At 41.3% G+C, this 21,478-nt stretch carries 20 protein-coding genes; 11 read left to right on the forward strand and 9 right to left on the reverse strand.

Annotation, left to right across the window (positions count from 1 at the left end; genetic code table 11):
* Positions 1–90 precede the first annotated feature (90 nt).
* A complete protein-coding gene (locus H6G08_RS06405) occupies positions 91–1,392 on the forward strand; it encodes an ABC transporter substrate-binding protein (RefSeq protein ID WP_190539744.1) in 1,302 nt (433 codons plus the stop codon).
* Between the two features lie 186 nt (positions 1,393–1,578).
* Here H6G08_RS06405 and H6G08_RS06410 read toward each other — a convergent pair whose 3' ends face one another.
* From H6G08_RS06410 to H6G08_RS06430, 5 genes are all read right to left on the reverse strand, one after another.
* Entirely contained in the window at positions 1,579–2,646 is a 1,068-nt protein-coding gene (locus H6G08_RS06410; protein WP_190539745.1) for a sensor histidine kinase, read from the reverse strand.
* A 5-nt stretch (positions 2,647–2,651) separates the two neighbouring features.
* Positions 2,652–3,818, reverse strand: a complete 1,167-nt coding sequence (locus tag H6G08_RS06415) for an FIST signal transduction protein (protein ID WP_190539746.1) — start codon at positions 3,816–3,818, stop codon at positions 2,652–2,654.
* 368 nt (positions 3,819–4,186) lie between these two features.
* Complete coding sequence (locus H6G08_RS06420) at positions 4,187–5,437, reverse strand: bifunctional folylpolyglutamate synthase/dihydrofolate synthase (protein WP_190539747.1); 1,251 nt, start codon at positions 5,435–5,437, stop codon at positions 4,187–4,189.
* Between the two features lie 208 nt (positions 5,438–5,645).
* Positions 5,646–5,771 carry a photosystem II protein Y gene (locus H6G08_RS06425; protein ID WP_045870083.1) on the reverse strand — a complete coding sequence of 42 codons (126 nt, stop codon included), beginning with the start codon at positions 5,769–5,771 and terminating at the stop codon, positions 5,646–5,648.
* 232 nt (positions 5,772–6,003) lie between these two features.
* On the reverse strand, positions 6,004–6,534 hold the full coding sequence (locus tag H6G08_RS06430) for a gamma carbonic anhydrase family protein (RefSeq protein WP_190539749.1): 531 nt from the start codon (positions 6,532–6,534) through the stop codon (positions 6,004–6,006).
* Positions 6,535–6,851: 317 nt separating this feature from the next.
* Between H6G08_RS06430 and H6G08_RS06435 the strand changes: the two genes are divergently transcribed.
* From H6G08_RS06435 to map, 5 genes are all read left to right on the forward strand, one after another.
* Positions 6,852–7,370 carry a TIGR02652 family protein gene (locus H6G08_RS06435; RefSeq protein WP_449242061.1) on the forward strand — a complete coding sequence of 173 codons (519 nt, stop codon included), beginning with the start codon at positions 6,852–6,854 and terminating at the stop codon, positions 7,368–7,370.
* An 89-nt stretch (positions 7,371–7,459) separates the two neighbouring features.
* Complete coding sequence (locus tag H6G08_RS06440; RefSeq protein ID WP_190539803.1) at positions 7,460–7,885, forward strand: VOC family protein; 426 nt, start codon at positions 7,460–7,462, stop codon at positions 7,883–7,885.
* 140 nt (positions 7,886–8,025) lie between these two features.
* On the forward strand, positions 8,026–10,878 hold the full coding sequence (locus tag H6G08_RS06445; RefSeq protein WP_190539751.1) for a M16 family metallopeptidase: 2,853 nt from the start codon (positions 8,026–8,028) through the stop codon (positions 10,876–10,878).
* A gap of 114 nt (positions 10,879–10,992) precedes the next feature.
* Positions 10,993–11,409, forward strand: a complete 417-nt coding sequence (locus H6G08_RS06450) for a cupredoxin domain-containing protein (protein WP_390625577.1) — start codon at positions 10,993–10,995, stop codon at positions 11,407–11,409.
* Between the two features lie 239 nt (positions 11,410–11,648).
* Positions 11,649–12,476, forward strand: coding sequence for a type I methionyl aminopeptidase (gene map, locus H6G08_RS06455; RefSeq protein ID WP_096643049.1), 828 nt, complete (start codon positions 11,649–11,651; stop codon positions 12,474–12,476).
* A 62-nt stretch (positions 12,477–12,538) separates the two neighbouring features.
* Here the strand turns inward: map and H6G08_RS06460 are convergent, their stop codons facing one another.
* Positions 12,539–14,611 (reverse strand): amylo-alpha-1,6-glucosidase, encoded by a 2,073-nt coding sequence (locus H6G08_RS06460; RefSeq protein WP_190539755.1) that lies wholly within the window; start codon positions 14,609–14,611, stop codon positions 12,539–12,541.
* A 138-nt stretch (positions 14,612–14,749) separates the two neighbouring features.
* Between H6G08_RS06460 and H6G08_RS06465 the strand changes: the two genes are divergently transcribed.
* The 4 genes from H6G08_RS06465 to H6G08_RS06475 all read left to right on the forward strand — a co-directional run bounded on the left by H6G08_RS06465 (position 14,750) and on the right by H6G08_RS06475 (position 16,805).
* Entirely contained in the window at positions 14,750–15,361 is a 612-nt protein-coding gene (locus H6G08_RS06465) for a peroxiredoxin (RefSeq protein WP_190539757.1), read from the forward strand.
* A 77-nt stretch (positions 15,362–15,438) separates the two neighbouring features.
* Positions 15,439–15,564, forward strand: a complete 126-nt coding sequence (locus tag H6G08_RS38075; RefSeq protein WP_277877801.1) for a hypothetical protein — start codon at positions 15,439–15,441, stop codon at positions 15,562–15,564.
* 19 nt (positions 15,565–15,583) lie between these two features.
* Complete coding sequence (locus H6G08_RS06470) at positions 15,584–16,129, forward strand: peroxiredoxin family protein (protein ID WP_190539759.1); 546 nt, start codon at positions 15,584–15,586, stop codon at positions 16,127–16,129.
* 19 nt (positions 16,130–16,148) lie between these two features.
* The gene (locus tag H6G08_RS06475; protein ID WP_190539761.1) at positions 16,149–16,805 is read left to right on the forward strand and encodes a glutathione S-transferase family protein; all 657 of its coding nucleotides are present in this window, start codon (positions 16,149–16,151) and stop codon (positions 16,803–16,805) included.
* Positions 16,806–16,860: 55 nt separating this feature from the next.
* Here the strand turns inward: H6G08_RS06475 and H6G08_RS06480 are convergent, their stop codons facing one another.
* On the reverse strand, positions 16,861–17,841 hold the full coding sequence (locus H6G08_RS06480) for a DnaJ C-terminal domain-containing protein (RefSeq protein WP_190539763.1): 981 nt from the start codon (positions 17,839–17,841) through the stop codon (positions 16,861–16,863).
* Between the two features lie 479 nt (positions 17,842–18,320).
* On the opposite strand from H6G08_RS06480, the gene trxA reads away from it, so the two are divergent.
* On the forward strand, positions 18,321–18,638 hold the full coding sequence (gene trxA, locus H6G08_RS06485; protein WP_190539765.1) for a thioredoxin: 318 nt from the start codon (positions 18,321–18,323) through the stop codon (positions 18,636–18,638).
* A 75-nt stretch (positions 18,639–18,713) separates the two neighbouring features.
* Here trxA and prmA read toward each other — a convergent pair whose 3' ends face one another.
* Together prmA and serA are read right to left on the reverse strand one after the other, a co-directional pair.
* Complete coding sequence (gene prmA, locus H6G08_RS06490) at positions 18,714–19,634, reverse strand: 50S ribosomal protein L11 methyltransferase (protein ID WP_190539767.1); 921 nt, start codon at positions 19,632–19,634, stop codon at positions 18,714–18,716.
* Between the two features lie 72 nt (positions 19,635–19,706).
* Entirely contained in the window at positions 19,707–21,287 is a 1,581-nt protein-coding gene (gene serA / locus H6G08_RS06495) for a phosphoglycerate dehydrogenase (RefSeq protein WP_190539769.1), read from the reverse strand.
* Between the last annotated feature and the right edge of the window lie 191 nt (positions 21,288–21,478).

Raw genomic sequence — 21,478 nt, forward strand, 5'->3', positions numbered from 1 at the left:
TATCTTGGTACTAGGTAATTGATTTAGCCTATAATCTCGACAATTCTGCATAAGCTTTTCGTTCAAAGCAAGCGTAAATATACTAGTAAAATGTTTAAAATTCACAAATTCAAGCGTCTTTCTGTATTTGTACTGCTAGGTTTATTAACTAGCTGGATTGTTAGTTGCAGCACGGGTAAAGTTGCTACAGAAACAAAACAATCTGTGGCACAAGGAGCAAAGATTGAGTTTTGGACAATGCAACTTCAACCTCAATTTACGGACTATTTTCAAAACTTGATTGCTCGTTTTGAGTCACAAAATCAAGGTATAAAGATTAATTGGGTTGATATACCCTGGGCTGCGATGGAGAACAAAATCTTAACAGCTGTATCAGGGAAAACGCCACCTGATGTTGTCAACCTCAATCCGGATTTTGCGGCGCAACTTGCAGGACGAAATGCTTGGTTGGATCTAGATACTAAAGTTCCACAAGAAGTACGTTCCTCCTATTTGCCCAATATTTGGAAAGCCAGCACAATCAATGGTAAAAGTTTTGGTATTCCCTGGTACCTCACCACTCGGCTAACCATTTATAACACTGATTTGTTAAAACAGGCAGGTATCAACAAATCACCGAGTACTTACGCAGAATTAGCCCAAGCTGCCCAACAAATTAAAGATAAAACTGGTAAATATGCCTTTTTTGTCACTTTTGTACCGCAAGATTCCGGAGAAGTATTAGAATCTTTTGTGCAAATGGGAGTCACCTTAGTAGATACCGAAGGGAAAGCAGCTTTTAATTCTCCTCCAGGAAAAGCCGCTTTTCAGTATTGGGTGGATTTGTATAACAAAGGATTGTTGCCGAAAGAGGTATTAACTCAAGGTCATCGTCATGCTATTGATTTATATCAAGCTGGAGAAACAGCATTTTTGGCTTCTGGGCCTGAGTTTCTGAAAACGATCGCCAATAATGCACCAAAAATTGCTCAAGCTTCCGCGATCGCACCGCAAATTACCGGCGATACTGGGAAGAAAAATGTTGCTGTGATGAATGTAGTCATCCCCAAAGATAGTAAGTATCCAGATGCGGCAGTAAAATTTGCCCTATTTCTCACTAACGATCAAAATCAATTAGCTTTTGCTAAAGCGGCTAATGTTCTGCCCTCTACAGTTAAATCACTTACTGACAGCTACTTTAAAGATGTTACAGCTAATGCCACAACTGTAGAAAAAGCTAGGGTTGTCAGCGCCCAACAACTACAACAGGCGGAAATATTAAAGCCGAATTTGAAAGACATTAAAAAATTGCAAACGACAATTTATGAGAACTTGCAAGCAGCTATGTTAGGAGAAAAAACTGTAGATAAAGCTGTAGAAGATGCAGCGCAAGAATGGAATAATCGGGTGTAGGGCATTGGTAATACCAATTCAAAATTCAAAATTCAAAATTCAAAATTAAGAAACTCAGAATTAAGAAACTCAGAATGTATCTGGGTTTCTGGTTTTGAATTTGTTGCTCTATTTTAGAGAATTTGGTTTAAATCTCAAAGCCAAAATAGAAAATTTACAGTTGTTTGCCTTTAGTTACTTCTAGCATTAACTAGTGGGGATTTGGATAACAAACTCAGCACCTTTTCCTGGTTCTGAATAGCATTCTAATTTCCCATTATGTAAGTCAATAATAATTTGGTAACTAATTGCTAAACCTAAACCTGTACCTTTACCTACTTGTTTAGTTGTAAAGAAGGGATCGAATAATTTTGTCCGCACTTTTTCATCCATGCCCATACCATTATCAGCAATCCGAATTTCTAGCCAATTATTCTGTATAACTGCTGTTTGAATTTTAATTTCTGGTTGCTGAATAATTGATTGAGAATCAGTTTTAGCTGCATTTAATATTGCTTCTTCCAAAGAATCAATAGCATTAACTAAAATGTTTATAAATACTTGATTCATGTGTCCGGCATAACAATTAATTAAGGGTAGGTTGCCATAATTTTTACTGACTTTAATTTCGGCAATGTTACCGCCTGCTCGTTTGAGCCGATTATTTAAAATAACTAGTGTACTATCGATACCTTGATGAATATCAACTGCTTTAAATTCAGCTTCATCTAATCGGGAAAAAGTCCTGAGTGATTTAACTATCTCTGTAATTCTCTCTGCTCCTACATTCATAGATTGGAAAATTTTCTCCAAATCTCGCTGGAGAAAATCAAGGTCAATTTCTTTTATTTCTTTTTTAATTGCTAAATCTGGTTCAGGATAATATTGTTGATAAAGTAAAATTAGCCTCAGTAAATCTTGAAAATATTGTTGAGCATAATTTAAATTAGCATAGATAAAGTTGACTGGGTTGTTAATTTCATGGGCAATCCCAGCCACCATTACTCCTAAAGCGGACATCTTTTCCGATTCCACTAATTTCATTTGTAAAGTTTTGAGATTTTTGAGCGCCTCCTCTAACTCATCGCCACGATTTTTCAGAGCTATTTGTGACTCCTCTAACTCAGAAATGACATTTTTGAGGATGTTTTCTCTGACTTCGCTGGCGTTTTCTAGTTGTTGGCGATCGGCTTCCGATCGCTCTAGCTTCTTTTTTAATGTCCGAACATTTTTTTCTAATTCTTTTAGTTTTTTCTCATAGTCAATGGGTTCCATAGTCCCTATTTTGTTCCTAGAAGCAAAGTCACAAAAGTTTCTTGATGATAGTAAGAAGAACCATGAGGTTCTAGAGGCGCAAATTCACCATAGGTATAGAATCCACAAATAGGTATTGCTTGAGCAACGGCATTTTTTACTAGTTGATATTCTTCTTTTGCTCTAGTGCCTAAAAGCCAACGGCGACAGCAACAAGAAAATAATAAAATCGCTTCTGGCTCAGTTCCGGGATAATTTGTTAAAGCAGTTTGGAATGAAGCTTCAGCAGCAGCAATTACCTCATCCCGACGACTATCTGTAACTTGAATTGTGGCATTCTCTGGGACATTACCGAGAAAATTGATGCTACCAGTTTCCATATCGTGTTTATTAGGCACGCGCATATAATAGCGATCGCTATCTCCTTCATATACGGCTAAGGGATGTTCTGCTGTTGGCGGGCGATCGCCTAAATATTTCTGATAATATTCCATTGCTGTTCTACCATCAATTTCGTAAAGGACGGTGCCTTCAGCTTTGGTAACTACACTTTTGCGTCCAATCGGTTGCCAACCACAGGCAATGCCATAAGAAAAATTAATATCTCCGGCAAATATCAAAACTGGTAAAGTATCAGTCAGTACTTGATTGTGAAAAAATTGGTAGGTTTTTTGAAATCTAAACTGATCTCCTGCTGCACCGCCGACAATTGGCATTTGGGAGCCTAAGACTAGTTTCAAACCCTGGAGAATTAACTCTCCATTTGTTGTTGAACCATCTTCTAAATAGCTAGCTGGTAGAGTAATACATAATTTTGGGCTATTAGTCATTTTTGCTGTTGCTTGTTTGACAGCTTGTTCAGCAGCAGCAAAGGGGTTTTCTTTGGCTCCATAACCAATACCAGCACTGATTTCTACAGTATCAGAATAAAACAGCATTAGGGTTACAGAGTCTTGTTGAAACCCTAATACTGAGGAGGTTTCACCATCTGTGGTACAACCTATCAAATCTAGTTCGGGAAATACTTGGTTAATTTCTTTGAGAATTAACTCATGCTCAAAATCAATAGCTGTAAATAAGATACCTGCTTGAGGTATAACTCCTGCTAAATCGTGAACACAATGTTCTAAAACTTCGGCAATTGCGCCTTGAGAATCTGGATCGTCACTGTGACCAACAACTACTTTTAGCATATTTATCTCCTATTAAGTAGAAATTGCTATAGCAGTGTCAAATCAGGTATTTTTCTGCCAGACAATTTCTCAGTTAATTTTGCCCAGAAAATATAGTTGTAGCCACAAATATAAATTAAATTTACATAATAAATTTAAATACTCACTATCAGCGTTTAAACTAAGTAAAACCACAACAACCAACTAGGGAAAAGTCTTTGCTAGTGAAGTTTGTAGCTTTTAGTTGTGAAGCGATCGCACTCATCAAGAGTTCTGATATTTCCAGGAAGTGTGTTTAAGTTATCAGAAATATATGACAATTTGTAATTTTTTTTAATAAACCATTTATTTGACAATACATATATAAATTCAAAGTTGTATTGCCTCAATTATTTATTGGCGAGAAAATGTCCGATTAAATATAGGGAACCGCACAAGACAACTAAATTGTCTGATGCCGTAAAAGCTGCTTCTAGGGCTGATAATAAATCTGGATAGGATTGGCAAAAACTTAAGTTTGGACAAATATCAGTAGCTAGTTTGGCTAATTTATCGGGACTAGCTGAAGATGTATCCGGTACTGGTACGAGAAATAATTTATCTTCTGGGCGTAATAATACTTGAAAAATATCAGCGTGGTCTTTATTCGCCATCATTCCCATCACCCAAGTCACAGAGGGATGATTGAGACTATCTACATAATCGCGTAATACTTTAGCACCAGCCGGGTTATGGGCACCATCAAGTAATAATGTATGCTTTTGCCAAGTTACCCATTGAATACGTCCAGGCCATTTAGTTTGTCCCATGCCATTAATTATGGCTGTTTGGGAAATGTGCCATCCCTGCTTTTGGAGAATTTCTATAGCAGCTAAAGCTAAGGCTGAATTAGTTAACTGAATTTGTCCTTGTAAAGGTAGGGGATATTGAATAATTTTAGAATTTTCCTGAGTTTGGTATTCAGCCCAGCCGGAGGATATGGAGCGTGCAGGCTGGGGGATGACTACTGGGCATTGTAATTCTCCAATTCGCGATCGCACAACTTCTAGGGCATCTGCTGGTAATTGTCCCACAACCACAGGGCATCCAGGTTTAAGAATTCCCGCTTTTTCTCTAGCAATATCGGCTACAGTCGGGCCTAGTTGTTGCCAATGTTCGCGACTGATGGAAGTAATTACTGTTACTAACGGGTGATCGCACACATTAGTTGCATCTAAGCGCCCGCCCAATCCCACTTCTACCACCGCCACATCAACTTGCTGCTGGGCGAAGTATAACCAAGCTGCGGCGGTAATCACTTCAAATTGAGTTGGCGATTCTTCATTAGGTGCGTTCGCACTTTGCACTTTATGTAATAATTCAGACAATTTTTCTGAGGAAATTGCCTGTTCATTAATACAAATCCGTTCATTCCAATCAACTAAATGGGGAGAAATATAACGTCCTGTACGATACCCAGCCTCAGTCAAAATCGATGAAAGATAAGCACATACAGAACCTTTACCATTAGTACCTGCAACATGAATTACTGGCACTTGCTGATGAGGATTGCCCAGATTATCCAAGAGTTTAACAATCCGTGCAAGTCCTAAATTGATACCAAAAGGTTGGAACGATTGAAGTAAAGAATCAATATCCACAGATTTGAGGAGGATGAATAAGGATTAGGTAGTAAAGGGAACATAGAAAACAAAGGAAAATAATCAATGCCCCATGCCCAATGACGCCAGTTGCTTCAACGCGGGAAACCCGCGCAACGCACTGGCTCCCCAATGCCCTAACATTAACTAACCGACTGTTCCTAGAAAAAGAAACAGCCGGTTAAAAAATGTTAATTTTTATGTAAGTTTAGGCTTCTCTGTTTAAAAAGTTTTGCACTTGTCTTAATGCAGCAGCGCCAATGTTAAATACAGCCCAACCAGCAGCTATAGCGATTGGAGCTAAAACAACTGCTACGCGAAAATCAATGTCCATATTTAGAACCCCTCTGTTAAATAAATTAAACTTTTGTCAACTACTCTCATTTTTATTGTTAGCTGAAGTGGACAATTTTTCCAGTCCCGTTTGTAAAGAATGTTTACAATTTGGGCATGGGGCATGGGGCATGGGGCATGGGGCATGGGGCATGGGGCATGGGGCATGGAACATTTGTTATCCCTGTTATCCTTGTCTTCCTTGTCTTCCTTGTCTCCCTTGTCCCCCAGCCTCATCCCGGCTTGGTAAAGCCAATATCAGTTCCCTTACCGGCGTGAACCAAGGCTAATTTTTGGTATTTTTCAGCGTGTGCGATTAATTCTGCGGCTTCGGTGTCGGTAATTTGGCGGACGACTTTGCCAGGAACGCCCATAACTAAGGAAAATGGTGGTACATCCTTAGTAACTACAGCACCAGCACCAATAATGCTACCAGTGCCTACACGTACACCATCTAAAATGATTGCGCCAATGCCAATCAAACTTCCTCGCTCAATGTAGGCAGAATGTATCACAGCACGATGTCCTACGGTGACACGATCTTCTAAGATAGTAGGAAAGCCAGGGTCACAGTGTAGGATTGCACCATCTTGGATATTTGTGTATTCACCAATATCAATGCGTTCTACATCTGCTCTGACTACTGCTCCATACCAAATGCTTACCCCGCTTTTGATGTTTACTGAACCGACAACGATCGCATTAGCTGCTATAAAAGCAGCAACAGAAAAATCAGGAGATGGCCAGTAAGAAGCTGTAGACACGATAGAATATAAATATGGTACCCAGGAACACTGGAGAAACTCCAACATTTCAGGCTGGTTGCAAAACCAGAATATCACAGGGTCAACTCAAGACTAAAGTCGGAAGTCTAAAGTCTGAAATTCTGAATTCATCCTTTAAACTTCAAACTTCTTTGGTCAACCTTCTATACTGAGGAAGACACTGGTGAATACTGTTCTTGCTATCAGTCAGTAGACTGTGTAGCAATGAGGTGGTAACCCCAATTGGTGGAGCCGAAGTGTAAAATCAAACCCACTGGTGCTGGTGAAGACAAAACTATGTTTCTACGCACTTCATGATGAATCCAGGCTTGCAGTACCCAATATTTGGCCCCGAAATTCAGTGTCCCCACTGTCGCCAAACAATTCAGGCGTTGACGCTTACGGATACCTATTTATGTCCGCGTCATGGGGCTTTTGAAGCTAATCCGAAAACGGGTGAATTAATCCATTTACAGTCGGGACGCCATTGGCGAAAGTGGAATAACGAATGGTATAGACAACATACCCATCCCGATGGTATAAGGTTTGAAATTCACGAAGCGTTGGATAAACTTTATACTCAAGGTTTCCGAGCTACGCGGGTAATTATTGCGCGTCGTTATCAAGAGTTAATGAGTGGTTATTTAGAACGCAGCACTACTTGGCGTTCTGGACAACAACAGACGACGGAAAATACCTCAGCGCGGCTATACGGTTTACCGGTAGAGTTTAGCCCCGATCCCACAGATGAACCCTGTTGGGAAGTGATTAATTTTGATTTGGAAAAAGAGCCTGGTGTCCCTGTACGCTATCCTTATTTCCGATTGTTTGAGTAAAGCGTCAATAGTCAATAGTCAATAGTCCAAAGTCTGGAATTTCTCGACGATTGACCGTTGACCATTGACCATTGACAAATAACAAAATGATGCACCACGCTTCAATTCGGACTGCGAATATTCATCGGGCGATCGCTTTTTACGAACAATTGGGGTTTACAGTTTGCGAACGCTTCACTACAGGCTATACCCTGGCTTGTTGGATGGAAGGATTGGGTGGGAGAATTGAACTAATCCAAATTCCCGAACCGAAACCAGCCCCAGATGCTTTTGCGGATGAGCATTATGTGGGTTATTATCATCTTTCCTTTGATTTAACGGAAATTACACCAGATTTGCCCAGTTGGTTAACTAATTTACAACAACAAGTGGCAACAACAGATTTAGCACCAATAAAAATACTTTTAGAACCGACACAGCAACAAATAGGCGATCGTATTTTTGAAGTGGCTTTTATTGCAGATACTGATGGCTTACCTCTGGAATTTTTGCGAATTTTAGCAAAAATAAATTAATTTCTAGTTTATTTCTCCGATCTTGGCTGGTAGAATATCTTATCTCTATGACTGTGCTGAGGTAAGAGACTGATTATAGGGATTAAACTAGATGAATCACTCAATTTATGTAACTTAGTTTACAAGCATCTGCAAAATCCATGCCTGTGTTTTCTACCTTGTATCGATATCGTTTTTTGTTATTGCTGTTCACTTTATGGATGATTGCGGTATTGTTATTTAGCAGTAAATCTGCTGTTAGCCAACATATAGTTAGATCGCAGCAAATACATGCTCAGTCAATAGTAAATCCACAAGAAAATCTACCCCCAACAGTGACAGAAAACGTCCGCAAGACATTACTCGAAAATGGCCTGACAGTACTGACAAAAGAAGTACATACTGCGCCAGTAGTAACTGTACAAGTATGGTACAAGGTAGGTTCGCGCAACGAAGAATCAGGGCTGAATGGGATTGCGCACCAGTTGGAACATATGATGTTTAAAGGGACGGAAACTCGTCCAATTCAATTTGGCAGGTTATTTAGCGCTTTAGGTAGCGATTCCAACGCTTTCACCAGCTACGATCAAACCGCATATTACGGTACTGCGGAACGCAATAAGCTGAAAGCACTGCTAATTTTAGAAGCAGATAGGATGCAAAAATCAGTAATTGATACCGAACAGCTAGCTAGTGAAAAACGAGTAGTTATTTCTGAGTTACAAGGTTACGAAAATAGCCCAGAATACCGCCTCAATCGGGCTGTGATGCGTGCAGCTTTTCCCAATCATGCTTATGGTTTACCTGTTGGGGGAACAAAAGCCGATGTAGAAAAATTTACAGTCGAGCAGGTGAGAAAGTACTATCAAAAATATTACAGTCCTGACAATGCTGTTTTAGTTATCGTGGGAGATTTTCAAACTGCGCCCACTCTGGAAGTAGTAAAAGAGATATTTGGGAAATTACCGCAGAGTCAACAGTCAACAGTCAACAGTCAACAGTCAACAGTCAACAGTCAACAGTCAACAGTCAACAGTCAACAGTCAACAGTCAACAGTCAACAGTTATCCGAATCTCCTATTGTATTGCGAGAAGCAGGTGCGGGGGAACTGTTGCAAGTCGTTTACCCCTTACCTGATATCAACCATCCAGATGTACCTGCATTGGATGTGATGGATTATATTTTGACAGAAGGGCGAAATTCGCGCTTGGATCGGGTATTGATAGAATCTGGGTTAGCTAGTGATATTGGCGCTTCTGTGACTAGCTTGCGAGAATTTGGTTGGTATGAATTGTTGGTGACAGCAGCTTATAATCAAAGTTTAGAGAAAATTGACTCGGTTTTAAATCGGGCGATCGCGGATTTAGTCAAATCAGGAGTCACAGCAGCAGAAGTTAATCGTGCAAAAACCCAATTAGAAGCTGCGGTAATTTTAGCTAACCGCGATCTCACGAATCAAGCAATGCAATTGGGTAATGATGAAACCACAACTGGTGACTATCGCCATACAGAACGCTACTTAGCTGCTATCCGCAAGGTAACGCCAGCAGATGTTGTTGCTGTAGTCAAAAAATACCTGAAACCAGAAGCACGTACAGTTGGCTACTTTGAACCCAGCCAAAAAGAGTTAAAAGGTACAAGCAAACCCAATTCTGCTCAAACTACAGAAAATTTCGGTTTAGGCTCGCCTGTAGCACCCACTGAAGTATTAAAATACTTACCCCCAGTGGATGAAATCACAGATATTGGCGAGCGAGAAATACCACAACAATTTCAACTTGCCAATGGTTTAAAATTATTACTACTACCCGATCGCAGTATTCCTACTATCACCCTTAGCGGTCATATTAATGCAGGTACGGAATTTGACCCTGAGGATAAAGCAGGATTAGCATCTTTAGTAGCAGATAACTTAATGAATGGCACGAAAACTCAAGATTTTTTACAAATTGCCCAAGCTTTAGAAGATAGAGGTGCAAATTTAGAGTTTAGAGCCTACCGCGAAGGCGTGCGCATTGATGGTGACAGTTTAGCTGGCGACTTACCTGTAATTTTAAAAACTTTAGCAGATGTCGTTAAAAATAGTAACTTCCCGGCGAAAGAGTGGGAACTTGAGCGCCAACAAGCTTTAACTAATCTCAAATTAGATTTAGACGATCCAGATGAAGTAGCGATTAGAACCTTTGTGCAGTCGATTTATCCGCACAAACATCCTTTACATAACTTTCCTACAGCAGAAAGTTTAAAAAAGATTAAGCGCAAAGATGCGATCGCTTTTAAAGAAAAATATTATCGTCCTGATAATATGGTGTTAACAATAGTAGGAGATTTTGAACCAGCCAAAGTGCGATCGCTACTAGAAAAAGAATTTGGCGGATGGAAAGTTAGCGGCGAAGCGCCAAAATTACAATATCCTCAAGTATCAATGCCCGACAAGGAAGTACGTGTCAACTCTATCCTACCGGGTAAAGCCCAAGCAATTACTTATATGGGTTACAAGGGTATTAACCGTAAAGATCCCCGATTTTATGCAGCTTTAGTCTTAAATCAGATTTTGGGAGGCGATACCCTATCTAGTAGATTAGGCGCAGAAGTACGCGATCGCCAAGGGCTAACCTATGGAATTTATAGTTACTTCCAAGTCGGGAAAAATGCAGGCACATTTTGGATAGAATTGCAAACTAGTCCAGAAGATACCATAAAAGCGATCGCTAGCACTCAAAAACTCTTAAAGCAAATTCATCAACAAGGTGTTGTAGCCGCAGAAATTGAAGCAGCTAAACAAACATTAATTAGCAACTACAATGTTTCTTTAGCTAATCCAGAAGAATTAACGAAAACTATTTTGATGAATCAAGTACATGGACTCGATAAAGTCGAACTCCGCTCTTTTACAGACAAAATTCAGCAAGTTACCCTCAATCAAGTCAATCAAGCCGCTCGTGAATTAATCCATCCAGATAAGATTGTAGTAGCAACAGCAGGCCCGGCTGTATTAGCCCAAATGAAATAATTACTAATTCGTAATTCGTAATTCGTAATTAAGTGAATAGGTGCAAAAAAACAAATTTAAATACTCTTTTGGACGATGAAAACTATTAAGGGGATTTATATAATTGTATTATTCATGCTCTGTTTGATTGTCAGCCATCATCCAGCATTAGCAGCAACTGGATCTGGTGATTTACTCAAGCAACCAGCAGTTGAAGTTTCTGTTAGTTTGGGTAATGCAGCTAACGAACTCAAATTTGAGCCAAATAGTTTAGAATTTGTGGCGGGAAAACGTTACAATCTCCGGCTGACTAACCCTAGCCAAATGAAACACTATTTTACAGCTAAAGATTTTGCCGATGCTATCTGGACGCAAAAAGTCGAAGCCGGGAAAGTAGAAATTAAAGGAGCTATTCATGAAGTGGAACTCAAACCCGGTGCGACGGCAGACTGGGTATTTGTACCGCTCAAGTCAGGAAAATATACCCTACGCTGTTCAGTAGCAGGACATACAGAAGCAGGTATGACCGGAGAGATTACTGTTACCAATTGAAAATTCAAAAGTTAAAATGAATTGACTGAAAAAGCAGCTTAAGACCAAGAGTAATTCTATTTACTCCTGAGAGATAATGTTATGCCATTTTCTGAATTTTCAGTAGGGAAATGGCTTAGTTACTGTCAAAAATCAATAAGCCAGTAAAAATAAGTTAATTTAAATATAGATATTATTTCTCAACTAATCTAGAAAAAACTTAACCATCAGCGTTACAGCGCCGATCGCTTTAATCTCTCATGAACATACTCAGTAACTTACTTGCTCAAGCCACTCAGCCACCATCTCCCAGTAAACAACGCCGAGGTATCGAACTTAAATCACCGCGTGAAATTGATATCATGCGAGAATCGGCAAAAATTGTCGCTACCGTACTCAAAGAAATTTCTGAGCTAGTCCAACCAGGAATGACTACGGCTGATTTGGATGCTTATGCAGAAAAACGCATTCGCGAAATGGGTGCGACCCCAAGCTTTAAGGGATATCACGGATTTACTGGTACTATTTGTGCCAGTATTAACAACGAAGTTGTACATGGAATCCCAAATCCAAAGAAAGTAATTCGGACTGGGGATGTATTAAAAGTAGATACAGGCGCTTATTTTCAAGGTTTTCATGGCGATTCTTGCATTACAATTGCTGTCGGTGAAGTCACCCCAGAAGCCGCTAAACTAATTCGCGTAGCTGAAGAAGCTCTTTACAAAGGTATTGAACAAGTAAAGGCGGGTGCATACTTAATGGATCTAGCCGGGGCCATTGAAGACCATGTGAAAGTCAATGGTTTTACAGTGGTAGAAGAATTCACAGGACATGGTGTAGGACGCAATTTACACGAAGAACCTTCTGTATTTAACTACCGTACTAGAGAAATGCCGAATGTAAAATTACGTGCGGGAATGACTTTAGCCATCGAGCCAATTTTAAATGCAGGTTCTAAGCATACCAGAACTTTAGCCGATCGCTGGACAGCAGTAACTGTAGATAATTCTTTATCAGCCCAGTTTGAACATACTGTATTAGTGACAGAAACCGGCTATGAAATTTTGACCGATCGCACAAAGATTTAGTCAATTGTCCAAAGTCAATTATCTGTTGACCGTTGACTGTTGACTGTTGACTGTTGACTCTTCTAAAGCTGAGAATTTGGTAGATAACGAATAACCTCAGCCACTGACCAAGCTTGGGCGATCGCACCTTTGGGTTGATGGGGTGGATCGCCATCAAAAATTTCGGAAATTGAGCCAAGGCAAGCATCATCTAAAAAGTGCTTTAATAGAGGTTGCCAATCAAAAGGTACTGGTTGTTCGGGATAAAAACGTTGCCAAGCACGAATAAACGGCCCTATCAGCCAACTCCAAACTGTACCTTGATGGTAGGCGCGATCGCGTTGTTCTGGGTTACCTTGATATTTGCCAATATACTGGGGATCGGTAGGCGCTAGACTCCGCAGTCCATAGGGAGTGAGTAAGCAAGAAGCCGCAACTGCAAGTACTTGACGCCCTTGTTCTGCTGGAAATCCGCAATGATATAAGGATAATGCTAAAACTGCGTTAGGGCGGATTTGCGCGTGACGGCGATCGTCTAGTTCGATAGTGTCGTAAAAATAACCGAGTTTTGCATTCCAAAATTTTTGTAGGGAAGCTTTTACCTGTTCTGCTTGTTGTCCATAACGCTGTGCTTGCTTTGCCAGTCGTTCTGAATTAGCATCCTGATTGTGGCTTAATCTTTCTGCCCACTGACTCAGCCAACACAAAGCAGAATACCACAAAGCATTAATTTCTACTGGCTTACCCAAGCGAGGTGTGACAGGTTCTCCTTTCACTACAGCATCCATCCAAGTCAAAGCTACATGAGGCGCATCCCAACTCACTAGCCAATCAGTAGCATCAACATGAATGTTGTAGCGGGTAGCACCAACAAATGCTTTGTAAATTTGCTGTACTATCGGGAATTGTTCGGCTAAAAACTGCCAATCTTCAGTAGCTTCTAAATAAAGTCCTAGAGTTTCAATCCACAATAGTGCAGCATCAATGCTGTTGTAAAAAGGCTCACCACCAACATCGGGAAATGCATTAGGAATTAAACCTTGGTGACAGTAATTTCCAAAGGTTTGCAACAATCCTTTTGCTAAATCAAAGCGTTGCGTTACTAGTGCTAAACCTGGTAACGCAATTAAAGTATCGCGTCCCCAATCATTAAACCAATGATAACCAGCAATCACAGTAGGGCCAGCAATTGAAGCACGATAAACAATAAATTGATCGCTGGCTTTAAGTAATTTCTTCCATATTGAGTATAGGGCATGGGGCATTGGGCATGGGGCATTGGGGTTTTGATTAGTCCCTCGATCAAAGCCAAAAATTTGGGCTAATCTTTCTTCTTCTGCAGCGATCGCTTCGCTAAAGGTTTCACAAGTTAAGGGTTCTGGCTGGGGATTGGGGAAACCGACTCTGGCTTCTAAGGTGACAACATCACCTGGTTGGAGATGTACAGTTAAATAACCTGGACTATAAAGATCTTCCTTGTCGCCTAATCCCCGCCGAGTTTCTTCTGTTAATTGATAATCCCAATACCAGACACCATCAGCTTTATAGTCTCCTTTTGTCCAGCGTAAATGCCAAGGCGTGCCAAAACTCCCATTCATAATTGCTTGGAGACAAATTTGCTGGGGTAATAGCACTTGAGAAAAGTGTAATTCTGGGGAAGCTGTTTGTTGATGATGAAAATCGCGATCGCCTATTAGCAGTCGTAACCTTAAAATACTGGCTTCTGTGCCTTCATAACGATACTGAATCAATAGCCGATGGCATAATTCCGGCGCAGAATTTGGCGAATTTACCTTTCCCCCACTTTCAGTTTCTACCAAACCATAAGGCATGACCAATTGCCGACTCAACTGCCAATTATCCTGTCGCCAAATCCATTTTGGGACTGGATGAATCTCAAAATCCCGTAGCAGTTGGTAACCAGTAGCTTCTATTCGTCCGCTACCCCAGTAATTTGTCCCTAAGGTGACAACTTTTTCTTCTACTTCTAGGCTAGCTTCTAAGTGCGAAAGCAGCAGAGTTCGCCCAGATGGGGGGTTTGTCGCCGCAAATAGCCAACCGTGGTAGGTGCGTGTCCTGACATCGGCTACTGTCCCACTGGCAAAACTACCTAAGCCATTGGTCAATAACCACTCTCTTTGATCTAAATCAACCATTTGCTACTCAAAATCGTTATGACTATGATATAGTCGTAACAGATCGTAATTAAACTGTGACAGCGTGGAAGGGAAAGTTTTCACTGACCCGAATTCCAACGCTAGTAAATGCATATAAGTTGAAGGAGAATTAAGATAATGTCCCTCACTTACGGAACAGAAGGATGCCTCCGCGTTGGTCAACAGGCTCCAGAATTTACAGCAACAGCTGTATCGGATCAGGAATTTAAGAGCATCAAACTTTCCGACTATCGCGGTAAGTATGTTGTTCTATTCTTTTATCCACTAGACTTTACCTTTGTTTGTCCCACTGAGATCACAGCATTTAGCGATCGCTACGAAGAATTCAAGAAAATCAACACCGAGATTCTTGGTGTTTCCGTAGATAGTGAGTTTTCTCACCTAGCTTGGATTCAAACTGACCGCAAATCTGGTGGTGTTGGCGACTTGAATTATCCCTTAGTTTCCGACATTAAGAAAGAAATCAGCGCAGCTTACAACGTTCTCGATCCAGCAGCAGGTATTGCTTTACGCGGTCTGTTCATCATCGATAAAGATGGTGTAATCCAGCACGCAACCATTAACAACCTCGCTTTTGGTCGTAGCGTTGATGAAACCCTGCGGACATTACAAGCAATTCAGTACGTTCAGTCTCACCCAGACGAAGTTTGTCCTGCCGGTTGGCAACCAGGGGATAAAACCATGAATCCCGACCCCGTGAAATCTAAAGTTTACTTCTCCGCAGTCTAGATTGCTCTTGCCATAAATTGGCAACGCAGTATACTGGATTGAAGAGCAGTATCATTTATAACCACAGATAATCACCGATGAACACAGATACAGATGAATCAGTGTTAACTTCAGTGCCTATCTGTGGTTTTTTCGTTTGTCATTTGTCATTTGTCATTTGTCAACAGTCAACAGTCAACAGTCAACAGTCAACAGATAATTGACTTATCAAGGATATTAAATATGCTAACTTCAACTGATTTTAGCGGCTTAATAAATGAGCGTTTCTTTCGGAATTTTCTGCCAATTCCTCCGATAAATGAGTTAAGACTGGAAGTGGGAACGCCAGATTTTCAATTACCAGATATTACAAATAATAGTTTGGTAAAATTGTCTGGGTTTCGCGGTAAGCGACCAGTATTATTGGCTTTTACCAGGATATTTACAGAAAAGCAATATTGCCCATTTTGCTATCCGCACATCAAATCTTTGAATGAAAACTACGAGCAATTTCAAGAGCGTGATGTCGAGATATTGCTGATTACTAGTACTGACGAAAAACAAAGCGAAATAGTAGTCAGAGACTTAGGTTTAAAAATGCCTTTACTCAGCGATCCTGCTTGTGGTGTCTTTCGCAGATATCGCGTAGGACAAGCCTTAGGCGCACCTTTACCTGCACAATTTGTATTAGATAAATCAGGCAAGCTCCGCTATTATCATTTATTTTCTTTTCTGGATCATAATGCTAGTGTGGAGACATTATTAGCACAATTTGATGCTTGTAGTTGAGTGAAAATAGGATTTACAGATGCTCAAACTTTATCACCAACCGATTTCATTTAACTCCCGTCGTCCTTGGATTGCTTTACTAGAAAAGGGACTGGATTTTGAATTAATCGAAATGCAACTGAATGGCGATCAGTTTCAGCCAGAGTTTGTGGCGCTAAATCCCTTTCATCATGTTCCCGTATTAGTTGATGATGATTTTCGGGTAGTTGAATCTTTAGCAATTCTCGATTATATAGAAGCTAAGTATCCTAACCCTAGTTTATTGCCCAAAGAAGAGAAAGCTTTAGCAATTGTGCGCATGGTGGAGATGGTAACCGTAAATGAACTTTTACCAGCCATCAATCCCCTATTGCGGCAAATGATTGGCTTAGACTCGGAGCCTGAGAAAATTGAGGAAGCAAAACAGAAAGCAGCTGTTGTACTAAATTTTTTTGAGCAACTACTAGGCGATCGCCCTTACTTTGGTAGCGAACAATTAACTCTGGCGGATATTGTGGCAGGTACTAGCATTCTTTTCTTACCACAAATGGGAGTGACTTTTAATTCTAAATTGCAAAGTTGGAGCGATCGCATTACGCAACGCCCATCTTGGCAAACTACTCAACCTACTCCAAAGGCAATTGCAGCGTTTAAGTCTCGGATAAAAACTTTAATGGCGAAAAATCAAGCTAAATAAACCATAAACATGGCTTCGCGCCCAGAATCATGGAATCTGAGGCGCGAAACATTTCTTATAACTTGACCTGTTGCAAGTGACTGCGGGGATTATAAGTACGTATAGACCGAATTTTTTCATAATATTCCCGCTCTTGTTGGCTAAGTTCTTTGGGTGGTACAATTGCCACCTTCACCAACTGATCGCCTCTTCCACCCTTAGCTATCGGCCAGCCTTTACCACGCAAACGCAGGGATTGACCAGAACGTACACCCGCAGGTAGCTTAACGTTCACAGAACCATCAGGTGTCGGTACATCAATGGAAGCGCCTAAAGTAGCTTCATCCGGTGTAATTGGGAGTTCGCAAACCAAATTATCGCCTTCGATTTGGAAGAAAGAATGGGGTTGTAATTCTACCTTTAAGTACAAATCACCCCGTTGTTGAGTCATGGGGTTAATTTGACCTTTCCCTCGCACGCGCAGACGAGTACCCGATTTAGCACCAGCCGGGATACGCACATCTATGGTTTCGCTACCTAAACTAAAGCGCTTCTGCACGCCAGCAAACGCTTCACTAAAAGTTAGAGATATAGTTGCTTCACTATCTTGTGAACCACCAGCACCTACATCTTGGAAACCAAAATCATTAAAACCGCCAAAACCCCCAGGTCTACCTGTGGAACTTTTATAAGAATAGCTTCGGCTACTGCGAGGCCCAGCACCACCAAATAACTCATTTAGGAAGTCATTAAAACTACCATATTGGCTAAAGTCAAAGCCGCCCATATCAACCCCAGCACCACCGGGGAAGCCTTCGCCAGCTTGTTTCCAGTATTGACCAAATTGGTCATACTTTTTGCGCTTATCTGGGTCAGACAATACCTCATAAGCTTCGTTAACTTCTTTAAAACTAGCTTCCGCCTGTTTATTGCCTGGGTTAACATCAGGATGATATTTGCGGGCTAACCGACGAAAAGCTTGTTTAATTTCCTCTGGACTAGCAGTCTTACTAATTCCCAAAATTGTGTAATAGTCTTTAAAGTCGGTTGCAGCCATCTACCAGCCTCCTCTAGAAATTTCTGTTATGTTATTCTTACAAAGTTCTGTTCGTCAGAGACGTTAGCGGAGCCATCGAAGGAAACCTCCGCTCAGACTTTGCGCTTTTTCTAAGATATGAGATTCTGTGAGTTGCCAGGTATAATCTCAAGCTCTATAGCATCTGATTTTAAATTAACAAACATCAGAGAAAATCAAGTGAGGTTCTCGCTCACCGCAAGAGTGCAATATCCGTACTTTCGTGATGACGGACGGGAGGGAAGGGAGACAAGGAGGACAAGGAAGACAAGGAGGAGAAACAATTCAAAAATCAAAATTCAAAATTAAGAATTCTATTTGACTTTTTCCCAATGCCCCATGCCCAATGCCCAATGCCCAATGCCCAATGCCCCTATTTTTAAGGCTTGGCTCTTGACATAGTCCCATTTTCTCAACCAAGCATTACTATTAAATCAATCAAGACAAAATCGGTGTGTCATATGGCTACTAAAAAACAATTCAACAGCTTTGAAGAGATGTTGTCTGGTTCTGATGTACCTGTGTTGGTAGATTTTTATGCTTCATGGTGCGGCCCTTGTCAAATGATGGTGCCAATTTTAGAGCAGGTTAATGCCCAACTTAAAGATAAGTTACGGATTGTGAAAATAGACACAGAAAAATATGAAGAAATAGCTAGCCAGTATCAAATTTACGCTCTCCCAACTTTGGTACTGTTTAAGCAAGGTAAACCAGTAGATAGAATTGAAGGCGTGATGCAAGCACCTCAGTTAGTACAACATCTCCAAGAGATTCTTTAAGATTTGGCATCAAAAACAGCAGCCTACCCAAAAGGTAGGCTAACGCCAATTAGCAAAATCAACAGGCTGGTTAGTTCAAGAACGGCGGACATTCAAACAACACCACTCTTTCTTTTTCCACAAGGTAGCAACAATCCAGCCATTATCTTCTAAGGCATCAGCTACAGCTTTTGATTGCTCTAGGAGAATACCGCTAAAGACAGCCCAAGTAGTGGGTTTGACGATCGCACTCATTTCGGGTAGTAATTCGATAATGACATCAGCCAAAATATTGCAGACAATTCCGTCTAGTGGTTGAGCGATGAGTTTTTGTAATATGTCTACACTGCCTTCTGCTGGTACTAAGCGTTCTGGGCTAACATCGTTGAGTGCGCGATTGCTGAAGGTAGATTGCACTGCTAAAGGATCGGTATCGACGGCATAGACTTTTTCTGCACCTAATAGGACTGCCCCAATAGAAAGGATACCAGAACCACAACCTATATCCGCAATTACCACAGGCTCTTTTTTAGTTGATACACGAGTGAAAGACTTTGGTAATTCACTCATCCGCATTTCTAGAGATTCTAAACACAGTTGAGTTGTGGCATGATTGCCTGTACCAAATGCTACTCCGGGATCGAGGCGAATCACGAGGCGATCTGTGGTTTCGGGTAATGGTAGCCAGGCGGGATTAATCAAAAAGCGATCGCCTATTTTCTCCGGTTGCCAATATTGCTTCCAGCTAGTACCCCAATCTTCCTCATTAATGATCTGCCAATTTAGAGCAGGTGCGGTTAACCCAACACACAAAGCATCTTGACGCAGCCACAGCGATAGCGCCGCTAAATCTAACAAATGTGCTTGAAATTCCGGTAAATAAGCCCTGACTAAAGAGGCATTACCTTTATTTTCAACTGCCGTACCGCGACAGCCAAAATTTTCCAGACGCCAAAAGATTGAATCTTCTAAGTCTGGTTCACATAAAATTTGTAATTCCCACCAGGTTTTTGCCATATTTTCAAGGATGAATGGTGAAGGATAAAAGATGAAATTACTTCAGCCTTCATCCCTCATCCTTCATGCTATTTACAGGGTTACCGTGTATGCGTCCCGAATACCAGGCACTTTGGTAATTTCTGCCAAAATGCCTTCAGGTAAAGGATCGTCGATGCTGAGAGCCATAACTGCATCACCGCGAACAATTTTCCGCCCTACCTGCATACTGGCAATATTGACATTAAAACTGCCTAGTAAGGAACCGAGTTTACCGATGATCCCTGGCATATCGCGGTGCAGGGTAAACAGCATATATTTGCTGGGGGGAACGTTAATCGGGAAACCATCAACGTCAGTTAGGTGAATTTCTTTCTCGCCTAACAACGCGCCGGTGACAGAATGAGTTCCCAGAGTCCCTGTAGCTTCTAACCGCAAGGAACCTGCGTAGTCGCGTACAGAAGCATCTCTGGTTTCAATCACGCGAATTCCCCGTTCTTTAGCTTCAATGTTGGCATTGACGTAATTTACCCGTTCCCGCAGTGCTTGGTAAAGCAGTCCTTTGAGGGAAGCAACTACTAAAGGCTGACTCTTATTAGTTGCTAGTTCGCCTTGCAATCTGACATTCAGTAATTCTACTCGACCGCCAGCTAATTGTCCGACGAGCTTGCCTAAAGTTTCTGCCAATTCCATGTAGGGTTTGAGTTCTTCCAACACATCGGGGCTGAGTCCGGGAATGTTGACGGCGGAACGTGCAGGAAGTCCTAAAAGCACATCGCGAATTTGTTCAGCTACATCTATGGCGACATTCACTTGGGCTTCGGCTGTGGATGCGCCTAAGTGGGGGGTGAGGAGGACATTTTTACCGAGCGATCGCAAATCGGATTCGCCTAGTGGTTCAGACTCAAACACATCTAAAGCCGCACCAGCAATTGTTCCTTGCTTGATGGCTTCAGCTAAAGCCGCTTCATCAATGATGCCACCACGAGCGCAGTTAATAATCCGGGCAGTTGGTTTCATCTTTGCCAAAGTTGTGGCATTGATTAAATGGGCTGTTTCCGGGGTTTTGGGGATGTGTAAGGTGATATAGTCAGCTTGCTGAATCAGCAAATCTAAATCGACTAACTGACAGCCAATTTGTTCAGCTCGTTCTGTGGAGATAAAGGGATCGTAGCCTAATAGCTTCATCCCCATCGCCTTAGCAACAGCCGCCACATGGGAGCCAATTTTACCTAACCCCACTATTCCCAGGGTTTTTTTGTAAACTTCCGCGCCGACAAAAGTTTTGCGATCCCACTCACCTTTTTTCACCGACACATTAGCGTCGGGAATATGGCGAGATAAAGATAACATCATCGCGATCGCATGTTCGGCTGCCGCGATCGTGTTACCTTCAGGAGAATTGACTACTACAATACCGTGGCGCGTGGCTGCGGGGACATCCACGTTATCCACACCCACACCAGCACGCCCAATTATTTTTAATTGCGTACCGGCTTCAATAATTTCTTGAGTAACGCGCGTACCCGAACGAATCATCAGCGCGTCATACTCACCAATAATTTCTATCAGTTCTGCTGGTTTTAAACCTGTTTTGACATCAACAGTAGCAACTTGCGAGAGAATGTCAATTCCAGCTTGGTCAATAGGATCGGAGACAAGAACCTTGGACATGATTACTTTAAGTTAAAGCTACAGGTTTTGCTGCACAAGACTTTTAAGTGTAGTCTTTATCCGTTACAATTCAGCAAAAATTCTTTGTTTTAATATCAACTTATCCTTACACTGACACCTGGGATCGAGGATATGCATCAGTTACAAGGATGGTACGATGCTGCCTCCTCATTTTGGAGATCGGTAGCCGC

Source organism: Calothrix anomala FACHB-343, from assembly GCF_014696435.1.
Lineage (GTDB): Bacteria > Cyanobacteriota > Cyanobacteriia > Cyanobacteriales > Nostocaceae > Aulosira > Aulosira anomala_A.

Bases quoted from the DNA above. Each gene is read 5' to 3' on its own strand.
- H6G08_RS06405 (WP_190539744.1), top strand. From the start codon at position 91: ATGTTTAAAATTCACAAATTCAAGCGTCTTTCTGTATTTGTACTGCTA.
- H6G08_RS06410 (WP_190539745.1), bottom strand. From the start codon at position 2,646: ATGGAACCCATTGACTATGAGAAAAAACTAAAAGAATTAGAAAAAAAT.
- H6G08_RS06415 (WP_190539746.1), bottom strand. From the start codon at position 3,818: ATGCTAAAAGTAGTTGTTGGTCACAGTGACGATCCAGATTCTCAAGGC.
- H6G08_RS06425 (WP_045870083.1), bottom strand. From the start codon at position 5,771: ATGGACATTGATTTTCGCGTAGCAGTTGTTTTAGCTCCAATCGCTATA.
- H6G08_RS06435 (WP_449242061.1), top strand. From the start codon at position 6,852: ATGAATCCAGGCTTGCAGTACCCAATATTTGGCCCCGAAATTCAGTGT.
- H6G08_RS06440 (WP_190539803.1), top strand. From the start codon at position 7,460: ATGCACCACGCTTCAATTCGGACTGCGAATATTCATCGGGCGATCGCT.
- H6G08_RS06445 (WP_190539751.1), top strand. From the start codon at position 8,026: ATGCCTGTGTTTTCTACCTTGTATCGATATCGTTTTTTGTTATTGCTG.
- H6G08_RS06450 (WP_390625577.1), top strand. From the start codon at position 10,993: ATGCTCTGTTTGATTGTCAGCCATCATCCAGCATTAGCAGCAACTGGA.
- map (WP_096643049.1), top strand. From the start codon at position 11,649: ATGAACATACTCAGTAACTTACTTGCTCAAGCCACTCAGCCACCATCT.
- H6G08_RS06460 (WP_190539755.1), bottom strand. From the start codon at position 14,611: ATGGTTGATTTAGATCAAAGAGAGTGGTTATTGACCAATGGCTTAGGT.
- H6G08_RS06465 (WP_190539757.1), top strand. From the start codon at position 14,750: ATGTCCCTCACTTACGGAACAGAAGGATGCCTCCGCGTTGGTCAACAG.
- H6G08_RS38075 (WP_277877801.1), top strand. From the start codon at position 15,439: ATGAACACAGATACAGATGAATCAGTGTTAACTTCAGTGCCTATCTGT.
- H6G08_RS06470 (WP_190539759.1), top strand. From the start codon at position 15,584: ATGCTAACTTCAACTGATTTTAGCGGCTTAATAAATGAGCGTTTCTTT.
- H6G08_RS06475 (WP_190539761.1), top strand. From the start codon at position 16,149: ATGCTCAAACTTTATCACCAACCGATTTCATTTAACTCCCGTCGTCCT.
- H6G08_RS06480 (WP_190539763.1), bottom strand. From the start codon at position 17,841: ATGGCTGCAACCGACTTTAAAGACTATTACACAATTTTGGGAATTAGT.
- trxA (WP_190539765.1), top strand. From the start codon at position 18,321: ATGGCTACTAAAAAACAATTCAACAGCTTTGAAGAGATGTTGTCTGGT.
- prmA (WP_190539767.1), bottom strand. From the start codon at position 19,634: ATGGCAAAAACCTGGTGGGAATTACAAATTTTATGTGAACCAGACTTA.
- serA (WP_190539769.1), bottom strand. From the start codon at position 21,287: ATGTCCAAGGTTCTTGTCTCCGATCCTATTGACCAAGCTGGAATTGAC.